General features: G+C 25.6%; 17 protein-coding genes. 4 read left to right on the forward strand and 13 right to left on the reverse strand.

Annotated elements, in window-relative coordinates; genetic code table 4:
- Window positions 1-114 precede the first annotated feature (114 nt).
- From AAHF53_RS03875 to radC, 3 genes are read left to right on the forward strand one after another with little or no spacing between them, the layout of a single operon-like run.
- On the forward strand, window positions 115-483 hold the full coding sequence (locus AAHF53_RS03875; protein WP_342189535.1) for a hypothetical protein: 369 nt from the start codon (window positions 115-117) through the stop codon (window positions 481-483).
- Window positions 473-784 carry a UPF0758 domain-containing protein gene (locus AAHF53_RS03880; protein ID WP_342189536.1) on the forward strand — a complete coding sequence of 104 codons (312 nt, stop codon included), beginning with the start codon at window positions 473-475 and terminating at the stop codon, window positions 782-784. Before AAHF53_RS03875 ends, AAHF53_RS03880 begins: the two co-directional genes overlap by 11 nt.
- On the forward strand, window positions 774-1,457 hold the full coding sequence (radC, locus tag AAHF53_RS03885) for a RadC family protein (RefSeq protein WP_342189537.1): 684 nt from the start codon (window positions 774-776) through the stop codon (window positions 1,455-1,457). The genes AAHF53_RS03880 and radC overlap by 11 nt, the downstream gene beginning before the upstream one ends.
- A gap of 21 nt (window positions 1,458-1,478) precedes the next feature.
- On the opposite strand, the gene AAHF53_RS03890 is transcribed toward radC, so the two are convergent.
- The 4 genes from AAHF53_RS03890 to hisS form a co-directional block, all read right to left on the reverse strand.
- On the reverse strand, window positions 1,479-1,727 hold the full coding sequence (locus AAHF53_RS03890; RefSeq protein WP_342189538.1) for a YneF family protein: 249 nt from the start codon (window positions 1,725-1,727) through the stop codon (window positions 1,479-1,481).
- Between the two features lies 1 nt (window position 1,728).
- A complete protein-coding gene (gene tkt / locus AAHF53_RS03895) occupies window positions 1,729-3,753 on the reverse strand; it encodes a transketolase (protein WP_342189539.1) in 2,025 nt (674 codons plus the stop codon).
- 68 nt (window positions 3,754-3,821) lie between these two features.
- The gene (aspS, locus tag AAHF53_RS03900) at window positions 3,822-5,507 is read right to left on the reverse strand and encodes an aspartate--tRNA ligase (RefSeq protein WP_338967977.1); all 1,686 of its coding nucleotides are present in this window, start codon (window positions 5,505-5,507) and stop codon (window positions 3,822-3,824) included.
- Window positions 5,507-6,784, reverse strand: coding sequence for a histidine--tRNA ligase (hisS, locus tag AAHF53_RS03905; protein WP_338967979.1), 1,278 nt, complete (start codon window positions 6,782-6,784; stop codon window positions 5,507-5,509). Before hisS ends, aspS begins: the two co-directional genes overlap by 1 nt.
- A gap of 323 nt (window positions 6,785-7,107) precedes the next feature.
- On the opposite strand from hisS, the gene AAHF53_RS03910 reads away from it, so the two are divergent.
- The gene (locus AAHF53_RS03910) at window positions 7,108-7,248 is read left to right on the forward strand and encodes a hypothetical protein (protein ID WP_342189540.1); all 141 of its coding nucleotides are present in this window, start codon (window positions 7,108-7,110) and stop codon (window positions 7,246-7,248) included.
- Here the strand turns inward: AAHF53_RS03910 and AAHF53_RS03915 are convergent.
- The 9 genes from AAHF53_RS03915 to AAHF53_RS03955 all read right to left on the reverse strand — a co-directional run bounded on the left by AAHF53_RS03915 (window position 7,214) and on the right by AAHF53_RS03955 (window position 22,144).
- Window positions 7,214-8,734 carry a DUF2130 domain-containing protein gene (locus tag AAHF53_RS03915; protein WP_342189541.1) on the reverse strand — a complete coding sequence of 507 codons (1,521 nt, stop codon included), beginning with the start codon at window positions 8,732-8,734 and terminating at the stop codon, window positions 7,214-7,216. The two genes, AAHF53_RS03910 and AAHF53_RS03915, sit on opposite strands and share 35 nt — an antisense overlap.
- Before the next feature lie 625 nt (window positions 8,735-9,359).
- Window positions 9,360-10,025 carry a phosphate signaling complex protein PhoU gene (gene phoU, locus AAHF53_RS03920; protein ID WP_342189542.1) on the reverse strand — a complete coding sequence of 222 codons (666 nt, stop codon included), beginning with the start codon at window positions 10,023-10,025 and terminating at the stop codon, window positions 9,360-9,362.
- 67 nt (window positions 10,026-10,092) lie between these two features.
- A complete protein-coding gene (locus AAHF53_RS03925) occupies window positions 10,093-13,032 on the reverse strand; it encodes an AAA family ATPase (RefSeq protein ID WP_342189543.1) in 2,940 nt (979 codons plus the stop codon).
- A 42-nt stretch (window positions 13,033-13,074) separates the two neighbouring features.
- Window positions 13,075-16,503 carry an FtsX-like permease family protein gene (locus tag AAHF53_RS03930; RefSeq protein WP_342189544.1) on the reverse strand — a complete coding sequence of 1,143 codons (3,429 nt, stop codon included), beginning with the start codon at window positions 16,501-16,503 and terminating at the stop codon, window positions 13,075-13,077.
- A gap of 27 nt (window positions 16,504-16,530) precedes the next feature.
- On the reverse strand, window positions 16,531-17,226 hold the full coding sequence (gene rnc, locus AAHF53_RS03935; RefSeq protein ID WP_338967997.1) for a ribonuclease III: 696 nt from the start codon (window positions 17,224-17,226) through the stop codon (window positions 16,531-16,533).
- Between the two features lie 6 nt (window positions 17,227-17,232).
- Window positions 17,233-18,249 carry a phosphate acyltransferase PlsX gene (plsX, locus tag AAHF53_RS03940; RefSeq protein ID WP_342189545.1) on the reverse strand — a complete coding sequence of 339 codons (1,017 nt, stop codon included), beginning with the start codon at window positions 18,247-18,249 and terminating at the stop codon, window positions 17,233-17,235.
- Between the two features lie 33 nt (window positions 18,250-18,282).
- On the reverse strand, window positions 18,283-19,911 hold the full coding sequence (locus AAHF53_RS03945) for a DAK2 domain-containing protein (RefSeq protein ID WP_342189546.1): 1,629 nt from the start codon (window positions 19,909-19,911) through the stop codon (window positions 18,283-18,285).
- A 27-nt stretch (window positions 19,912-19,938) separates the two neighbouring features.
- Window positions 19,939-20,271 carry a hypothetical protein gene (locus AAHF53_RS03950; RefSeq protein WP_342189547.1) on the reverse strand — a complete coding sequence of 111 codons (333 nt, stop codon included), beginning with the start codon at window positions 20,269-20,271 and terminating at the stop codon, window positions 19,939-19,941.
- 73 nt (window positions 20,272-20,344) lie between these two features.
- On the reverse strand, window positions 20,345-22,144 hold the full coding sequence (locus AAHF53_RS03955; protein WP_342189548.1) for an ABC transporter ATP-binding protein: 1,800 nt from the start codon (window positions 22,142-22,144) through the stop codon (window positions 20,345-20,347).
- Between the last annotated feature and the right edge of the window lie 124 nt (window positions 22,145-22,268).

Here is a 22,268-nt window from a genome sequence, read left to right on the forward strand (position 1 = left end):
TTTTTATAAGCATTTTACTTAGTTTTTATAACCTTTTATTAAGAATATGTTTGTTAATATTAAATATTTTGTTTTATTAATTATTTTTCAAGTAAAAAGGTAATAAATTTTTAGTTGCTTTTCTTTCAAAATTATTCAAATCTTTACCCACCTAACAAAACTTTATGCGCCCATTTGTTATCAAACAAATATAAATTATGAAAGGAGGTTATTATGAAACTAAAACAATTATCAGAAGAAGAAATGATTTCTAAAACCGGTGGTGCCGTTGCTTCATTTCTTATTGGTGGAGCATTACTTGGTTTGGCTATTCCAGTAATTAAAAATCTTTTTAATGCCCAACAAGCCGATATTGGACTCCCTGGTGGTTTTAAAGTCGGATGAAATAATCGTGATGCGACAAATATTAAAAATTTAGAAACAAAATTAGAAAAACTTCAAAATTTATATAATAAGATTTTGCCACCATTTTATGAAATTTAAAGACATTCCCATTAATGAACGACCACGAGAAAAAGCGTGAAAAAATGGCATTAAAAATTTAAGTAATAACGAACTTCTTGCATTACTATTACGAACTGGTAATAAAAAACAAAATGTTTTACAATTAGCACAGTATATTATTAATCATTTTAATGCCCAACAAGCCGATATTGGACTCCCTGGTGGTTTTAAAGTCGGATGAAATAATCGTGATGCGACAAATATTAAAAATTTAGAAACAAAATTAGAAAAACTTCAAAATTTATATAATAAGATTTTGCCACCATTTTATGAAATTTAAAGACATTCCCATTAATGAACGACCACGAGAAAAAGCGTGAAAAAATGGCATTAAAAATTTAAGTAATAACGAACTTCTTGCATTACTATTACGAACTGGTAATAAAAAACAAAATGTTTTACAATTAGCACAGTATATTATTAATCATTTTAATGGTGTTGAAAACTTATTAAAAGTAACTTTAAATGAGTTAACCGTTATTAAAGGAATTGGAAAAGTTAAGGCTATTGAGTTATTAGCAAGTTTTGAGTTATATCAACGAATAAATATTAACATTGCTAACAATAAAATTATTAGAATTAATAATCCGTATGATATTTTTTACTTACTTCATATTGAAGTAAGTAATTTAAATACCGAAAATTTTTATTTAATTTTATTAAATAATAATAATCGGATTATTTTTAAACAACTTGTGTATCAAGGAACAATTAATCAAATTTCGATTGATCCAAAAGATATATATTACCTCGTTTTAAAAAATCATGCCCAAAAAATTATTTGTGCTCATAATCACCCTAATAATGATAGTTTGCCTAGTAAACATGATATAGAAACCACAAATTCTTTAATTTATATTGCTAAAGTTTTAAAAATTGAATTTGTTGATCACATCATTATTAGTAAAAATAATTTTTATAGTATTTTATTGCAAACTAAATTTGCCATATAAAAACTGCCATTATATGGCAGTTTAAAAAATTATTTTATTAGTTCTAAGGTTTTTTTGATTACGACGCATCGCATTCATCACAGCTTTAATTTGTGATTCGGAAGGTTTTCTTCCCATTTGCATATACATTGCTCGAATCATTTTTTCATTAACTGGTGGATTATCTCTTAATTGCTTTTCAAACATCTTTTTAGATATTAAAAATGCTAATAACCCTCCTATTACTAAACCGCCAACAAGACCAATTAACAATCCTGCTCATCAAGGCATTTTATCTTTTCTCCTTTATATTATCTTTTTGTAATAATTGTTTAACTTGTAATACAATATTATCAACAGTAAATCCTAATTCATTCATTATATCTTGCATTGGTGCTGATATTCCAAATCTGTCAATGCCAAAAGTTATCCCATTATCAACATATTTATGTCATCCTCAAGTTGAAGCCATTTCTAAACTTATCTTTTTAACAGTCTGCGGAAGCACTTCTAACTTATAAGTCACATCTTGACAATCAAAAACAGTTGTTGAAGGCATAGAAACAACACGAATAGTATTAATATTTTCTTTTTGTAATTGTTGCTGAACTTTTAATGCTAATTGCACTTCACTACCAGTAGCAATAATTATTAATTCTAATTGTGATTTTTCAGGACTAATAATATATCCGCCTTTTAATGCTTTATTAACATCACTAGAAATAATTTGCGGTAAATTTTGTCGCGAAACTAAAATTGCTGTTGGCTTATCTTTACTATTCAATGCACAAATATAACTAGCAATCGTTTCTTTCATATCACAAGGACGAAAAACATTTAAGTTAGGTAATGCTCTTAACATTGAAATTTGTTCTACCGGTTGATGGGTTGGTCCATCTTCACCAACAGCAATTGAATCGTGACTAAAAACAAAAATATTAGGAATTTCCATTAATGAAGCTAAACGAATTGCAGGTTTCATATAATCACTAAAAATTAAAAAAGTAGCAACAAATGAGCGAACAGTTTTTTGTAATAGCATCCCATTACTAATAGCACCCATTCCAAATTCACGAACGCCAAACATAATATTACGACCTTGTAAATTATTAGATGCAAAATATCCATCACTTCCTAAAACTTTTGTTGATGATGATAAATCAGCACTACCACCAATAAATAATGGCAATTTTTTACTAATAGTTTTTAATACTATTGATGAACAATCTCTTGTTGCCATATCTTGTTCAATTAAAATATCTTGAAAATCATTAGCAGTAAAATTATAGTTATGATATAAAGTATCATTAATTTCCTTATATTCAGTAACATATTTATTAGCATATTCAGTTCACATTTGATTTCAAATTTGTTGTTGTTGTTGACCTCTTTGTGCAACTCTAACTTTAAAATCATTTTTCACATCATCAGGAACAAAAAATGGTTCATAATCTCACTTTAAATTTTCTTTTAGCTTAATAATATCATCACCTAAAGGGGCACCGTGAACACTGCTAGTTCCTGCTTTTGAAGCGTCAACACCAATAATAGTTTTAATTTCAATTAAAGTTGGCTTTTCAGTTTCCGCTTTAGCTTGTCTTATTGCTTGACTAATTGCTTTAAAGTCACTACCCGCAGTAACTAAAATATAATTTCAATTAGCACTTAAAAAACGCTGTTTTGTATTTTCACTTTGTGATAAACTTACTGGACCATCTAATTGAATATCATTAGAGTCATATAAAACAATTAAATTACTTAATTTTAAATGACCTGCTAAACTAATAGCTTCTTGACTTATGCCTTCTTGTAAATCACCATCACTACAAATAATATAAGTATGATAGTCAAAAATATTAAAATCAGGTTTATTATATTTATGTGCCAGAAAAGTTCTTACTAAATCACAACCAACACCCATTGCTAATCCTTGTCCTAATGGTCCCGTTGTTGCTTCAACACCAGGTGTTAAATTTCTTTCTGGATGTCCAGGAGTAATTGAATCTAATTGCCGAAAATTTTTAACTTCATCAATACTAATATCATAACCACTTAAATGTAATAACGCATACAATAATGCTGAGCCATGTCCAGCTGATAAAATAAAACGATCACGATTAATTCATTGGGGATCTTGCGGATTACAATATAAATGTTCACTAAATAGTGCATAACTCATTGGTGCTGCTCCTAAAACAATTCCCGGATGCCCTGAATTAGCTTGATTGACAGCTTCAACACCTAACATCTTAATAGTATTAATTGACTGCTCACGATTATAATTATCGTTTTCATTTTGAAATTGGTTTTGTGACATATTATTCCTCCTTGTTACTTTTCACCATACTTATTTTAATATATTTTCCATAAAATACCTATATTTTACTAACTATTTACCACATTTAACCCTAAAATGTCCAATTGTTCTTGTTTAACAACACTAGGAGCATGCGTTAACATATCACTACCCTTAGTATTTTTAGGAAAAGCAATCACATCACGAATACTATGACTATTACTTAATAACATTATTAAACGATCTAATCCCAAAGCAATACCACCATGAATTGGTGCTCCATAGGATAAAGCATTCAAAAGAAAACCAAATTTTTCTTTTTGTTCTTCAACAGAAACTTGTAAAAACTCTAACATTTTTTGTTGCATTTCAAGACTATGAATTCGCATTGAACCACCACCAACTTCATAACCATTCAATACTAAATCATAAGCCTGAGATTTGACTAACATTGGATTACTAGTAAAATCAATTTCATCTTTAATATTAGGGCGCGTAAAAGGATGATGGGCAGCAACAAATTTTTTACTTTCATTATCATAAGCAAATAATGGTCAATTTACAACTCATAAAAATTGATAATCTTCATTAGTAAAAAGATTTAATTGTTTAGCAATAGCCTGCCTTATGGCTCCCATTGTATTGCAAGCCAATTCATAATCATTTGTAATCATTAAAACGGTTGCTTGATTACTAATTGCTAAATGATTAATGATAGCTTCAGCATTATTAGATAATAACTCTGACCCAATAACTTTATTGTCATAAGTAATATATTCCAACTGTCCCGCCTGATATTGACTAACAATAACTTTTAGGTCTGCTAATTGTAAATCAGTTAATAACTGAGAAACAACAATTGCTTTAGTAGTTTTCTTTTTACTACTAGTATTCATTAAACTAAGGTCAATAAGTTTTAAATCATATCGTAAATCTGGTTTATCACTACCATATAAATCAATTGCTACTTCATAATCTAATTGTAAAAAAGGTATTTTTAGATTAATGTTTTTAGTTTTTAACATTATTTCCTGCATCATTTGCTCTAAAAGAGTAATAATATCCTTTTGTTCAATAAAACTCATTTCTAAATCTAATTGACTAAATTCTGGTTGGCGATCACTTCTTAAATCTTCATCACGAAAACAACGAGCAATTTGATAGTAGCGATCATAACCACCAACCATTAATAATTGCTTAAATATTTGCGGTGACTGTGGTAACGCATAAAAATGTCCTTTTTGATTTCTTGCCGGAACTAAATAGTCTCTTGCCCCTTCGGGAGTTGTGCTTGCTAAAATTGGCGTTTCAATTTCTAAAAAATTATTATTATTTAAAAAATTACGCATTATTTGCATAACTTGATGACGCAAAATTATTTTATCTTGCATTACTTGTCTTCGTAAATCTAAAAACCGATATTCTAAACGCGTTTCCTCTAAACTTTCATTATCTAATGGTGATACTTGTGATTTATTTATTAACTCTAAATTAGTACAAATAATTTCAATATTTCCTGTTGATAAATTATTATTTTTAGATTTACGAAGCACTACCGTACCATCAACTTTAATAACATCATCAGTGCTTAAACTTTTAGCGAGAATATAGTTAGGATTTTCACTATTAATTATAATTTGCGTCATTCCGTAACGATCGCGTAAATCTAAAAATATTAAATTATTAAGTTTACGAATTGTATGAACTCAACCACAAAGGTTAACTTCTAAATTAACATTTTCTTCTCTTAATTCACCACAATTATGACTTCTCATTATTTATCTCCCTTATTTGCATTCAAATAATTAATTAATTCATTAATACTAATCTTTTCTTCTACCTTAGTTTCCTGATTTTTAATAGTTAAATTACTCTCTTTAACTTCGCTATCACCAATAATAATAACAAAACGACAATCTAATTTAGAAACAACATTAAACTGAGCCTTAATATTCCTTTGTTCATAATCCATATCACTAATAAAATTATTACTTCTTAAAGTTAATAATACATTAGTTGCTAATTCATAACCAGTAGCGGTTAAAGCAATAATGTATACATCAACCAATGGAAGCATTTTTTTAATAAAGTCTGAATGATTTTCAGTAGCATTAAGTAATCTTTCAATTCCGATTGCAAAACCAATTGCTGGAACTGATTTTTGATTTTTTGATAATTCCTCAACTAAATTATCATAACGACCACCACCAATTAATGTATTCTGTCCTTCAACACCCTTCTCTAAACTAATAATTTCAAAAACAGTATCATTATAATAGTCTAAACCGCGAACTAATTTACTATCAATCTCATATTTAACTTTTAAATTATCCAATAACTTTATTAACCTTGTAAAATATTCTTTTTCTTCAACAGAATAAGTTTCACTAATTATTGGTAAATTTTTAATATTTTGATCAATTTTACAATCTAATACTCGCAAGGTATTTTTAGTAATTCTTCTTTGACAATCCTCACATAATGTTGTGCTCATATCTTGTAAAAATGTTTTTAAAATTTGTTGATATTTATTTTGGGTTGCTTTTGCTCCTAAAAAATTTATTTTAAGAATAATATTATTAATCTTTAACGATTTAACAATATCCATTGCTAAACAAATAATTTCAGCATCTAAATAAATAGTTTTTTTACCAAAAACTTCCACACCAAATTGCGTAAATTGTCTTTGACGCCCTCGTTGTGGTCGCTCATAGCGAAACATATGTCCATAGTAAAATAATTTTAAAGGTAATCCTAAAACATCAACTAATTTATTTTCAATTACTGCTCTAACAATTGGCGCTGTATTTTCAGGACGAAGTGCTAATTCACGACCTTTTTTATCTTGAAAGTTAAACATTTCTTTACTAACAATATCGCTATTAACACCAACAGTTCTTTGAAATAATTCATACTGTTCAAATATCGGCGTACTAATTTCTTCATAATTATATTTTTTAACAATATCTCGTAAAATTTGTTGTAATTGATATCGTTGTTTACTTTGGATTGGTAAAATATCATTAGTACCTCTGGGGGCTTTATATTCCATACATTTCTCTCCTTAGACTTACTTTCACTACTAATTTTACTAGTTATTTACAAAAATTAAAAATTTTTCAATAAAAAGGTCGCGTTTAGTTTTCTTAGGTATTTTTTAAAAAAGAAAAAATAGTCATTTACTATAAATTATTTCAATATGCAAATTAAGTATATATTTCTTATGTATGATTTTTGTTGTAAAAAATTATTTTAATGTTGTTTTTATAAGCATTTTACTTAGTTTTTATAACCTTTTATTAAGAATATGTTTGTTAATATTAAATATTTTGTTTTATTAATTATTTTTCAAGTAAAAAGGTAATAAATTTTTAGTTGCTTTTCTTTCAAAATTATTCAAATCTTTACCCACCTAACAAAACTTTATGCGCCCCAATAAAAACTTCTTGTTGTTGTCTTAACTACAAGAAGTCTTTTAAAATTACAATAATTTTTTTAAAGAATCCTCAATTTTAGCAATTAATATTTCTTGTAAATTCTCTTTAACGCTTTTTAATTTCTCATTAGAGTTTTGAATTTGTTGAATATGCTTTTCAAACTTAATAAACTCTTGCATCGCTTTACCAATTAAAGAACTAAATTCATCTTGTAATCAATTATTAAAGCGTTCTTTAAATTCCTGATCATTTTTATTAGTTGAAGATTGTAATGATAAAGCAAATTCTTTTTTAATTAAAATTTTTAAAATATTAACAATTAATGCAATAACTTCAAGGTCAGTATTAATAATAAAAATATCACGATATTTTGAAGAACGACTAAATGGTGCTTTAGCATAAGTTCAAACAATAATGCCAAACTTAGCATTTCATTCTTTTAATTCAATTGCTAATTTTTCCTCTCATTTACTATCTAATTTTTCTTGATTTTTTAACTCAAATAAGATATTACCAACTACTTTATTATCCTCTTCATCATTCAAAACTCCTAACCTAAAATCAGGTTTTTTACCATTAATGGTTTTAGTTGTTTTTTCAAAATGGTCATTTGGAAAAAACGATGGCATTTTACCTGCAAAATCATTTTCTAAATTAGCTCCTAAAATTCCTGTTCTAATATTTCGTCCTTGTTCTAATTTAAGTTTTAATTCAGTTGTTTCATCAATTAACTTATTAATTTCTTCTTGTTTAGAATTAATAATTTCAGTTTCTTTTTTTGCTACTAATTCTTGGACCTTAGCATCATTAGTTTTAACTAACATATCTAATTGATGATTTTTCTCTTGTAAATCATTAATATTTTTCTGATAGTCTTTATTTAAAGTATCCAACTTATTTTGTTGTAAATTACTTCACTCTTTTTCTTTTTCAACCAAAATAACCTTAATATCTGCTTCCTTTGTTTTCTTTTCGGTTTCTAAAATACTAATTTTATCCTTTAATAAATCAATTTCTTGTTGTTTATTTTTAGTAATTTCAAGTTCTTTTTCTGTAAACAATTTTTCTCGTTGAGATGCATTAGTTTTTTCTTTAATATCTAAATCTTTTATTTTAGAATTTAACTCATCAATTATCTTTTGATAATTATCTTTAATATCAGCAATTTCTTTTTGTTTTTGTTTTTCAATATTGCTTTTTTCTTTCAAAATAGAAACTTCAATATCAGCCTTTTTTGTTTCTTCTTGGGATTTTAAATTGCTCTTAGCATCATTTAATTGTTGGTTTAAACCATCTAAAATTTGTTGATGGGCTTCTTTTATTTTATGCAATTCATTATCGTGTTGCTTATTTCACTCATTTTCTTTTTCATTTACTACACTAGTAATTTCTATTGCTTTTTGTTTTTGAAAATCAGCATCTAATTGATTTTTTAACTTATCACAATATTCTTGCTCCTTACGATTAAAAAATTGTTGTAAATATGATACTGCTTGATGACTCTTTTCAAAATCCTTTTCGGTAATTTCTTGATGACAATGTGGACATTGAATTATAAATGACATTAGTTAAATCCTTTCTTTTTTTAATTTTATAAATTAATATTATCATTAACAATCTGATATAAATTTCTATTCTAGATTATTTTCTAAACATTTTATATTAATTTTAAAAAAATAAAATGTCTCCTTCTATAAATAAAAAAGACATTAATTAAATAGTAAGGGCGCTTAAAGTTTTGTTAGGTGGGTAAAGATTTGAATAATTTTGAAAGAAAAGCAACTAAAAATTTATTACCTTTTTACTTGAAAAATAATTAATAAAACAAAATATTTAATATTAACAAACATATTCTTAATAAAAGGTTATAAAAACTAAGTAAAATGCTTATAAAAACAACATTAAAATAATTTTTTACAACAAAAATCATACATAAGAAATATATACTTAATTTGCATATTGAAATAATTTATAGTAAATGACTATTTTTTCCTTTTTAAAAAATACCTAAGAAAACTAAACGCGACCAATAGTAATATTTTCAAACTACTTCATTTCAATCGCAAGTATTAATAAAAACTACTAGATATTTTAAAAATAACAATATTAATCTTTTGTTGATTCATTAACTATCATAAATTTTAATATAAGTGCTTTCTAAATGTTTTACTACTAGAGCTTGTCCTGATATTATCTTCCTGATTCATAATGAGTTCCCTGAGAAATAAATAGTAAGGTTTCAGCAATATTAACTAAATGATCACCAGCTCGCTCTAAATATTTTAATTGTTGCATAATTCCTGTATAAATTCATATTTTATCTTCAGTAACATTATCTAAAACTAAATCAATTAACAAAGTATTAATATCATTATATTCACTATCAACAATATCATCTAATCTAACAATAGTTTGAATAATTTTCTTACCTCATTGTGTTTCATCAGCAAGAACTTTAATAATAAACTGCATAATTTTTAAAACTTTTTTAGATAATTGACCAATATATTTACTATATTTAACTGGTGGTTTAGCTTTTAAATAAAAATTAGCAATGTTACGAGCATAATCAGAAATTCTTTCTAATTCTTTGGCAATTGACATATAACCAATAATATGGCGTAAATCGCTAGCAACTGGTTGTTGTTTAGCAATTCTTCAAATGGCACTATCTAAAATTTCAGCATAAAATTTGTTAATATTATTATCATTAGCAACAATTATTTTACATTTACTAATACTTTCTTCTTCTAAAGCTTTAATAACTTCTTTATGTTGTTTCATTGTTAAATTAAATAATTCAATAATATTATTTTTCAAGCGTTCAATCTCAATAGTAAATTTGGTTCTTAACATTTTAATAGCCTCCATTGGATTAAATCATTAATGTTTTACCCTTATCATACTAATAATACACGATAAATTAATTAGCAGAAGTAACTAAATTTTTTGCTTGTTCTAATCTAATAGCAACCATTTTAGTAACACCTTTACTTTGCATTGTTGTGCCATACAATGTATCACAGTTTTCCATTGTTCCTGGGCGATGCGTAATAACAATAAATTGTGTTTCCGTAGCAAAAGACTTTAAATACTTAGCAAATCTTTCAACATTGGCAACATCTAATGGCGCTTCCACTTCATCAAGAATAACAATTGGTAAAGGTCGTGCCTTTAAAATTGCAAAAAGCACTGCTAAAGCTACTAGTGATTTCTCACCACCTGATAATAAATTCAAGTTAGTAATAGTTTTTCCTGGTAAATTTACTAAAATATCAATTCCGGTTTCTAAAATATTATTAGGATCAGTATATACTAAACTAGCAGTGCCACCAGCAAAAAGAACTTTAAAAGTTTCTGGCAAAACCTTATTAATATCTTTAATAGTCGTATCAAAACGAGTTATCATAATTTCATCCATATCTTTAATAGCATTAAGTAATTGTTTTTTACCATTATTTAATTCTTGTTCTTGTTCTTTTAAAAATTGATATCGTTCATTAATTGTTTCATATTCAGAAATAGCATCAATATTTACTGGCCCTAAATCTTGTAATTCTTGGCGTAATAAAATAATTTGTTCACGAACTTCTTTAATATCACCAATCGGGTCTTGACCATACTTTTCATAACCATATTCATAAGTTAAACGATATTCTTGCGCTAATCTTTCTAAATTTTGTTGTAAACAATTATCAATTGCTAACTTTTGATAATTATATTCTTGTAATAGTTTCTCTTGATTTTTATATTCAGTACGCATTTTTTTTATTTCTAAAGTTAATGAATATAATTGATTACTATAAGTTTCTCGCAAAGTTCTTTGTGTTTGTTGTTGCTCAGTAATTTTTAATTTTTCTAACTTTAAATTACTAATTTTATTTTCCAATATTAGTCGCTCATCAAGTTGTTGATTAAAATCATCACTAACTCGCATTTTTTTCTTTGTTAAATGTTGATATTCTTGTTCAATTATTCTTTGTTTTTGTTCATTACTTTGTTTACTTTGTTGAAACTTACCTAAATGCAATTGTTTTTGTTCTAATTCATTATTTAATGTTATTAGTTTCTCTTTAATACTTTGCCATTTTTGATAATAAGTTTGAACTAATTGTTCTAATTCACTAATTTTAGTTTTTAAACTATTAACTTGCTCTTCATTATTAAATAAAAATGGCTTAACTCTTTTGTGACCACCACTAATACTGCCCCCAGGGCGAATAACATCACCTTGTAAAGTAATAATATGATACTTCCGATAAGTCAAATGAGCAATTTCATTTGCTTGTGCTAAACTCTCAACAATAATTATTCTTCCTAATAAAAAACGCATTACTGGTTCAAACTTAACATTAGTAGTTAATAATTCATAAGCAATGCCAATAAAACCTTTTTGAGTTTTTAATAATGATAAATCCTCATTATTAATCATTTGAATCCGTAAACTATTTAAAGGTAAAAATGTTGCAATTCCACCTTCATTAGCTTTTAAAAATTGAATTGCACGAATAGCATCACTATCCTTTTCAACAACAATATGTTGCATACTGCTAGATAAGGCTTCTTGAATAGCTAATTGATAAATACTAGGAACATTAATTAATCGATCAATAGTATCAATAATTCCTGTTAAATGAAGTCGATTATTTAAAATTGTTTTAACACCCTGATAATAATAAGTATTATTACTTTGCAAATCAACTAAATAATCTTGTTTACTTTTTAATTCATAAATTTCCTTATTTAAAAGATTATACTTTTTAACAGCAACTTCTAAATCTTCATTTAATAAAATTCTTTGTTTTTGAAAATCATCAATCATATTTTGCTGTTCAGTAATTAATTTAGTTTGTTGTAAAATTTCTTGATTAATATTATTAGCATCTTGTTCTAAATCTTGAACTTGATTATTACTATTAACTTGCTTTTCATTTTGTTGTGAAATTTTTTCATTTTGTAATAGTTCTAATTGATTAAGATGTTCATCTAATTGTTGTCCGAATTGTTGCATTTTATTATCAATAGTAAAAATATTTTCTTGCAACAAATTAATTTTATTATCATAATTAGTAATTTGAACACTTAAATCTTCAGTTTGAGAAGTATATCTTTTAATTTCTAATTGTAAATCACGAAGCCCTTCATACTGACTAGTAATATCTTTTACTAAAATAGCCACTTCAATAGTTGTCAATTGTTCTTTTTTAGTAACATATTCTTGTGCTTTTTTAGCTTGACGACGCAAATAATTAATATTTCTTTCCATCTCAATAATGATGTCATTAATGCGAACTAAATTTTCTTCAGTTTTTTCTAATTTCCGAACTGACTCTAATTTGCGTTTTTTATACTTAGATACATTAGCTGCTTCTTCAAACAATAATCTTCTTTCTTCTGGTTTAACTTGTGAAAAATTAGCGACATTACCTTGATTAATAATAGCTAATGAACCTTTACTTAAACCAGTACCTAATACTAATTCTTGAACATCCTTTAATCTGCTACGACTTTTATTAATTGAATATTCATTCTCATTATTATCACGATAAACTCTTCTAGTTATTTCTACTTCATCAAAGTCAATAGGAAAAATGCGTTTTTTATTATTAAAAATTAATTTAACTTCCGCCATATTTAACTGTGGATATTCACTACTACCTTGAAAAATAATATCTTGAATATTATCACCCCGTAATGATTTAATTGATTGTTCGCCCAATACTCAACGAATAGCATCATTAATATTAGACTTACCAGAACCATTAGGTCCCACAACACCAATAATACCGTGCTCAAAAACTATTTTTGTTGGCTTAGCAAATGATTTAAATCCATACGCTTCTAATCTTTTTAAAAACACCATATTTATCTACCTCACAAATTTTATTATAACAATATATTTTAACTATGTATTAGTAATACTTCTAATTTTATTACGATATATTAATGATAGTCAACAAATACTAAAAGATACTGTAAACAAAATAACTAATATTAATAAAACCAACGGATAGTATCAATCTGCAATATATACAGGAAATAAAACTTTAGTTTCACTATAAATAATATCAGTTAATAATTTAATAATTGGTCTTGCTAAAGGAATGGATATTATTCAAGTAATTAACATAATTGGCATAAAAATTAATATAAAACGACTAGCTAATCATTTATAATGATACCCAATAACATTTAAAATTGTAACAAATCGCAAATTATCATTAATAGTAATATTACTAGTTACAAAAACAATAATTAAAACAATAACAATAGCTCCAATGATAAAACATATAATTAAACTTTCTAAATAAGTGCTAAATTTTAATGTTAACTGCTTTTTATGATGAATATTGGTAAATCCTTCAATTGCACTACTCCAACCTAAATCATCATTTCAATAATCAGTCTTAAATAATTCATTTTTATTGAAACTAATTTGATAATTTTTCTTATTACTAACAATTGAAAAATAAGATTGAAAATCATTCGCTGTATTTTGTGATAACTTGGTATTAAAATATGTTGCATTTAAATTAGTATATTCATAAAACTCCTTTTCACGAGTAATAACAGTATCTTTTGTTAAATTATCAAAAGTATCAAAAATATAACCAAATAATGGTTTTTTATTATCATCATTAATAAAATTAAAGTCACCATCACTCAAATAAACAAAATCATCTTGTTTTAAGTTTGAAGCTCAAACATCATTAGCATTTACTAAAAGTGGTAAAATAGTAATCTTATCATACCCAAAATTATTTTGTAAAGATGATAAAAAATGTTCATATTTGATTTTAATATTTTCAATATCAAAATCAAAAAATTCCTGTAATGTCTTATTATTTAACGATGGTTTAATAAATTCTTGATGCGTTTCATTAATAACATTCAACTGATTAATATTTGTTTTTATTGCTATTTCATCAATTTTACTAATTTTTTGATTACTATTTTTAATTCTTTGATATTTATTCATATTAAACGAATAAATTTGCTCATTAAAAATATTAATCATTTTATCTTGTTCTGGACAATAAAAAATATTATTAAATAAAATAATAATATCATTTTTTAAATTTGTACCTGTAAAATAATCTCTTAAATAAGGATAAGTATTAATAATACTTACTAATAATTTCTTAGTTTCTAAATCTAATCCAAGTAAATTATCACTATTTGGATTATTAAGTTGTTCAATAATGATTTTAACTTCTGAACTTTTAATTCATTTATTACTAACATCATAATACCCTTGATTTGTAATTTTTGCAGAATTATTTTTAATATCTTCAACAATATTATTATTAGGATTTAATTCACTAATTGCTTGATAATCAACTTTACTACCTTCGCCTTTATACATTAATTTTAAATCATCATTACTAGTATGATAATTATATAAATAATTAACATTAACGCCTTCCCATTGTTTATTCATAATTGAATCATTCATCTTAAAAGCTGATAATGAAAAGAATAATAATGTTGATGCTGCTAAAGTTGAAACAAATGTCAATGACAATTTAGAGAAAATATTATTAGCAAAGAAAAAGGTTATTTTAGTTTTAAAACTAAAATCGACAATTTTATTAAAAAAACTACTTTTATTACTAGTTTTTGATTTAACAACAGTTTTATAACTATAATTAATTGACTTAGACATTAATGTTAATGGATTTTTTCGTAATAAGAAAAAAGCAAAAATAAAAGTAAAAAAAGCAATAATTAAAATAATAATTAAAACATTAAATGAAATACCATATTCAGGAAAAACAAAAAAATCAATATAAGTTTGATTAAAAAAACTCTGCATATAATACGATAAAAAAATACTACCAATACTAACAAAAATAATTGGTATCATTTGAGCAATTGTCATTACTAATGATATTTTTATTGTTGAATAACCTAATGATTTTAACATTCCAAATGATTGCTGATTATTTATTACTGATTTATGAATTAAAATAAAAATAATTAACAAATTAATTCCAAAAATTAACAATGAAAAAGTTGTTGCAACACTATTTATTATTAATATTCTTGCATTCAAAGCTTCTTTTGTCATTAAATAAGGATTTCAAATAACAGCAAAATCATTATTATTTAATTTAAGATTTCAATACAACGAAAAGCGATTATATTCTTGTTTTAAAGTTTGAAAATTAAAATTTAAATCAGTATTTTTTTGATGCTTAAACCCATAAATACTTTTTTTATTTTCACCTAACTTATGATCAACAACATCACCCTTTAATTTATTATAAGTTTGCTTATTAACTCATACAACAGTTGAACTTGATAAACTAGGCATTTCTCCACTTTGCATTAAAAAATACGCATCATTAACATCAGTAGCATAGCCAGCAATAATAACTTCTTGTCCCATAATCCGAAATTTGCTACCTAACGATAGATTATTAACATCAGCAAATCTTTTAAACACAAAGACATAATTACTACCATCATTTAAATTAAATTTACCATTTTCTTTAATTATATAAGGTTTATTAAAATAACTAGTAGCATCATAACTCTTAACACGATAGGCATTTCCTGATGTTAAAAACTCAGTAATGTCTAATGACTCAACATATTCTAAACGATTAAAACTAATTGATGAAGCAATAAATCAATATAAATCAATATGCTCACGCATTGTATCACTAGTAATATTACGAGGAAAGTTATCTTGTAAATTATCTTTGTGCAATTGTTCTAACTCTTGATTAATAGTTAATAAATTTTCTGCCTCATTAGTAGTAATTAAATGAAAGTAATCATATTGTTGATATTTTTCAAAAAGTTCAGAAACATAAGGTGTTCGTAATCCATCATTATTAATTATTTGACTATTAACAAATCAATATCCTTTATTTGAAATTTTAGAACTATCACAACCAATTTTAATCTTATTAGGTTCATCACAATATGTTACCTTATAAATTGTTGAAATATTAGCATTTAAATATTGCTGAACATCGTGATTCATTGTTAAAATTTCTTCTTTATCAAATTCAGTAAGATGACTTATTGATAGAGTTGCTTTTTTAAAAATTTCTATATCAAGTTTATTTTCAGAAGTAAAATAATTTTTATTTTTTCAAAGTTTAGAATCATTTCTAAAAACTAAATCTTTAGATGAACTAATTGTATTATCATAAATTGCAGCATTATTATAAATTTTAGCATATTGATTTTTAACATAATCATTTGATGAAAATATCCCTAAAAGGATAACTAACATTATTAAAATAACAATTAGTAAACTAATTACTTGAAAAAAGTTTTGAAAAAAACTATAAATAATACTTTTAAATAACTTTAACATCTAATTACCTCATTAATTGCTATCCTTTTATTTAACAACCTTAACTAATTTTAAATAAGCATCTTTTGCAGCTGCTTGCTCAGCTTTACTATGTGAACTACCACTTCCCTTACCAAAAATAATGTCACCACTTTTTACAATAGCAACATATTGATAACTATTTTTATCTTTATGTTCAAAAATAACTTTATATTCAATAGGATCTTGGCGTTCAGTTTGTAAATATTCTTGTAATAAAGTTTTATAATCTTTAACTAAATAAATACTTTTATCTTTAATTTTATTAAATAATGTTTGCATTAAAAATGTATTAACCGCTTGTTGGCCTAAATCTAAATAAATAGCACCGACAATCGCTTCAAAAACATCACCTAAAATGCTATCTTTTTCACGACCACCCGTTTGAATTTCGCCTTTACCTAAGCGAATATATTCATTCATCTTATAAAATCTACACACTTGTGCTAAGGTTTCTTCTCTAACAATTTGACTTCGCCAAATTGTTAACTCGCCTTCATTTAAATCATCATTTATTCGATATAAATATAATGTTGTATACATTTGCAACACCGCATCACCTAAAAATTCTAATCGTTGATAATTATAATTTAATTGCTTTTCATTAGCATATGAACTATGAGTCAAAGCTTGTTCATATAAATTAATATTTCGTGGTTCTAAATTAAATGCTTTTAACAAAATTTTAATTTCTTCAATAAACATAAATCCTTATTTTCCTTCTTCTTTAACAACATTATTTTTAATTAGTGATAATACATCTTCTAAAAGCGCTTTCCGAACTAATTTTAAAGTACTAAAAAATGCTTTAACATCACTACTACCATGCGCTTTAAAAACAATGCCATTAACACCAATTAAAATTGCTCCGCCCGTATTTCGATAGTCAAAAATTTCTTTAACTTCATTAAATGCTTTTTTCAAACATAATGATGCTAACTTACGGAAGATATTCTTAGTAAACTGATTTCGTAAAACTTGCAATAAATTCCGTGCCGTCCCTTCAACCGCTTTCAAGGAAATATTACCAGTAAAACCATCAGTTACAACAATATCAATATCACCATTCATAAAATTATTAGGTTCAATATTACCAACAAAATTTAATTGTGAATTGTTACTTAATTTTATATAAGTTTCTTGATGATATTCCTTACCTTTTTTCTCTTCTGTACCAATATTTAATAATGCTACTTTTGGTTGCGATAATTCTCAAATTTTTTGAACATAAATATTTGCCATCATAGCAAATATTTCTAAATCATTACTATCATTTTCAACATTAGCGCCCGCATCAATAAGCACAACTTGCTTATTTTTTATTTTTGTTGGCATAATTGCCATAAAAGCTGGACGAGTAACACCAGTTATTTCTTTTAAAATAAAATGATTAGCTGCTAAAAAAGGACCCGTAGCCCCTGCTGTTAATACTGCATCAGCTTCTTTATTAGCAACACATTCAATTGCTTTACTCATTGAATTATCGTTTTTTCTTCTAATATCTAAAATGCTATCAGTCATCATTATTTCTTCATTAGCATTTTTAAAACTAATCCGCGATAATAACTTTTCATTTAATTTAAAACCAATTAAATATTCTTTAATTATCAGTTCGTTACCAACTAAAATAATATCAATGTCATTATATTGTTGTAAAAATTTTATGACACCACTTATTAGTGGCTTATGTCCTAAATCTGAGCCCATAACATCTACTGCAATTTTCACAAACTTCACCTCTTTTTAACAATTAAATTATATCTATTCAACACCAAATATGAAAGGATATACTGGTTGTTCACCTTCAATTTTTTCATATTCAACATCAAAGTTTTCATCAATATACTTTTCAATTAGTCGTAAATCTTGGCGTTTAGCATCTTCACCAATAAAAATTGTTACCAATTGTGATGATGATTTACTAATCATTTTACTTAGTAATTTTTTTGCTACTAAAACTAAATCTGCTTCTTGAGTATAAATTTTTTTATCTAAAATACCAAGATAATTTCCTTCTTTCACAGCAACACCATCAATAGTTGTTGTTCTAACAGCATTAGTAATTCTTGCTGACACAATCTTTTTAATAGCATTTTTCATATTATTAAAATTTTTTTTAGCACTTTTTTCTTCCTTATTAAAACTAAGAATACTAAGCATTCCTTCTGGAATTGAAGTTGTGGGGATAACATAAACATTAGATTTCTTTTCTAGTTTCGCTGCTTGTTGTGCAGTTGAAATAATATTGGAATTATTTGGTAAAATATAAACATCTTTAGCATCAACTAATTCAATCGCTTTTAAAAAATCATCAGTTGATGGGTTCATTGTTTGTCCCCCATTAACTACATACGATGCTTGCAAGTCATTCATAAAATATTTTGCTAAACCTTTACCAGCAGCAACAGTAATAATTGCTCAAGAGTTATTTAAACTACGAAGTTCTTTAATTTCTGTACTATGCTTTTTTGCTTGTAACCCCATATTTTCAATTTTTACTTTTTGAAAATCACCAAATTGTTGTAAATAAACTAATATTTGCCCTGGCATTAACGAATGAACATGAACTTTAAAAATATCTTGATCTTGAACAACAACGATTGATTTACAACCTTGTTCTTCTAACGAAAAGCGAACTTTTTCTAAAGGAAAATTTTTTTGTTTCATTTCACTTAAAATAACAATCGTTTCTGTACAATAACCAAAATTTTCATCATCTAATTTAATAACAACTTCTTTATTATCACTAGCTACTAAATTCTTTTTCTTTTTAATTTCTTTACCTTTTTCTAATGAATAAACCATTCCCTCAATAATTTTAACTAATCCAAAACCACCTGAATCAACAACACCAACTTCTTTTAAAATTGGTAATAAGTTAGGGGTTTGTGCTAATGCATTGTTAGCATTTTCCAAAAACTTATCCATAAATTTTAATGGCAATATTGTTTCCTTAGTTTCAAGTTTAGTATCATCAATAGCAAGTCTAATAACAGTTAAAATTGTTCCTTCAACAGGTTTCATAACTGCTTTATAAGCTACTTGTTTAGCATAAGTTCATGCTTTTAGTAAATCGCTAGTACTGATAAATTCTTCATGAACTAATCCTTTACTAAAACCACGAAAAATTTGGGACAAAATAACTCCTGAATTTCCCCTAGCGCCCATAATCAAACCACGACTAAACACATTTGCTATTTCAGTAATACTAGAAGTTTCATATTTTTTAATTTCTTTAGTAGCATTTTCCATTGTTAAATTCATATTTGTTCCCGTATCACCATCTGGAACAGGAAAAACATTTAATTTATCAATTTCTAAATGATAATTATATAAATTATTAGCAGCACTAATAAGCATGATTTTAAATAATTTTGCATCAATTTTCATTTTATTTCACCTACCTCTTAATAAATATTATTCACTAATTAAATCATCAATGCAAATATCAATTTTAAAATTACTATCAAATTCCATTTGCTTTTCCAATTCATATTTAACGCGATGTTGAACTTCTTGTAAAACTTCAAAAATATTAGTATGAATTGAACTAATAATATGAATTTTAACCCCATAATGATTTGGTTCAATTTTTTTAACATCAATTGCTGGGGTAATGTCTTTTTCTAAAGCAATGGCATCTTCATTTTCTTTATTTTCACGACTATAAGCAAACGCAACAACACTTGGTGTTATTGATACAACTTGCTTAATAATGTGAGCAATTTTATCAACATCAATTAATTTCACTTTATAACCACCATTTTATCCGATTTTTAGATTCATTATCTATAATTTATAAATCAACTTTTAGTTTTTTAAACTAAGCCATTAATCCTGCAGTATATAATGCTTTAAAGCGACCTTCTTGATTTTTTAATGTTTCAAAATTACCACTTTGAACAACACCTTTATCTTTTTCTAAAACAAGAATTTCATCAACATCTTTAATCGTTGATAAACGATGCGCAATAATAAAGGTTGTTCTTCCTTTCATTAATTGATTAAGATTTTCTTGAATTTCTTTTTCCACAATATTATCTAAAGAACTTGTTGCTTCATCTAAAATTAAAACTTCAGGATTTTTTAAAAACATTCTTGCAATTACTAATCTTTGTTTTTGACCACCAGATAAAATAAATCCCCGTTCACCTAAAATAGTATCATAACCATTTTTTAAACCAATAATAAAATCATGCAACTCTGCTTTTTTACAAGCAACAATAACTTCTTCTTTAGTAACTTTAAAAACTCCATAACTAATATTTTCAAAGAAAGTACCATAAAAAATTTGGGGTTCTTGTTCAACATAACCAACATGTTGTGAATAAGAAGTTAAATTAATTTTTTTTAAATCTTGATCAGCATTAATGTAAATTGTACCCATAGAAGGATCATAAAACCTTAATAATAATTTAGAAATTGTTGATTTTCCTACTCCCGTTTCACCAACGAAAGCATAAGACTTACCTTGTTCAAAATGATAATTAAATTTATTCAAAATAAGCTGATCACTATTAGGATAATAGAAACTAACATTATCAAAAATAATATTTCCCGTAACAGTCTTCATAATTGGTTGCTCTAAATTACGATTAATTTGTGGCTTTTCATTTAATAATTCATTAATTCTAATTGACGATGTTGATGCATTAGCTAAATTATTAAAAGTACGAACTAATGTCATAATTGGAAAAATTAAAATATTAATTCCTAAAACAAATGAAATAATAATTGGAATTGCTTCAGAATTATCTGCAACCAAAGTTTGATTATGCATCATTATTATCCCTGCTAATAAAATAATAATATTCAAACTAGAAATTCCCATTATCATAAAAGAAACAATTACTGATGATAATGTTACTTGTTTAAGTGAAGTTTTATAATAAATTTTATGAATATCCACAAAACGCTCTTTTTCATAAGTTTCTGTTCCTGATGATTTAATTAAACGAATAACACTAATGCGATCAGTAACATCACCATTAATATTTGTCAAAACTTTGCGAACTTTATAAGTTATTTTTTTAAAAATACCAAACATTACTAATAATGTAACTAAAATTGTTAATGCTGCGATTAAAGCAACAATAGTTAATTTAATGCTAATAGTTAAAAGAATTACAATTGCTCCAACAAAAGTAAAAATTGCTGAAAGAAAACTAATTGGTATTTGTTGTGCTTGGTCACCAATAGTAGCAGTATCAGCAATAACTTTAGTTAAAATTTCACCAGTCTTTTTATTCGTATAAAATTGCATATCTAAATCAACTAAATTATTTAACACTTTATTTCGAATATCAATTTCAATCTTTTTAGCAACAATGCCTCCTAAAAAACTTTGAAAGAAATTAAAAATTCCGGAAGCAAGATAAAGACTAATGATAATAATTACATAACTAATTAACATGCCATAAGGTCCTTGTAAAACATCAGGACTAACTAATTTTTGCGTTATTTTTGGGGTGATAATGACACAAATCGACCCTAAGGCTGTAAAAAGCATTATGATACAACATTGTCATAAATATCTTTTATAGTAAAAAGCAACTACTTTAAAAAAACCACCTTTAAATTTTTTAGAAGAATTATTTTTTTCATCATCTTTATCTTTGTTCATATAAATATATCCTTTCCTAAAAAACCATTTTGAATTTAGAATAATTATACAATAAAAAATATTTATCTGCTTTACTATTTGCAAAATATCTGATTAACAATTAGAAAAATAACTAAAACTTTTA

This window comes from Spiroplasma endosymbiont of Dilophus febrilis, from assembly GCF_964030685.1.
In the GTDB taxonomy this organism is placed as follows: Bacteria; Bacillota_I; Bacilli_A; order Mycoplasmatales; family Nriv7; genus Nriv7.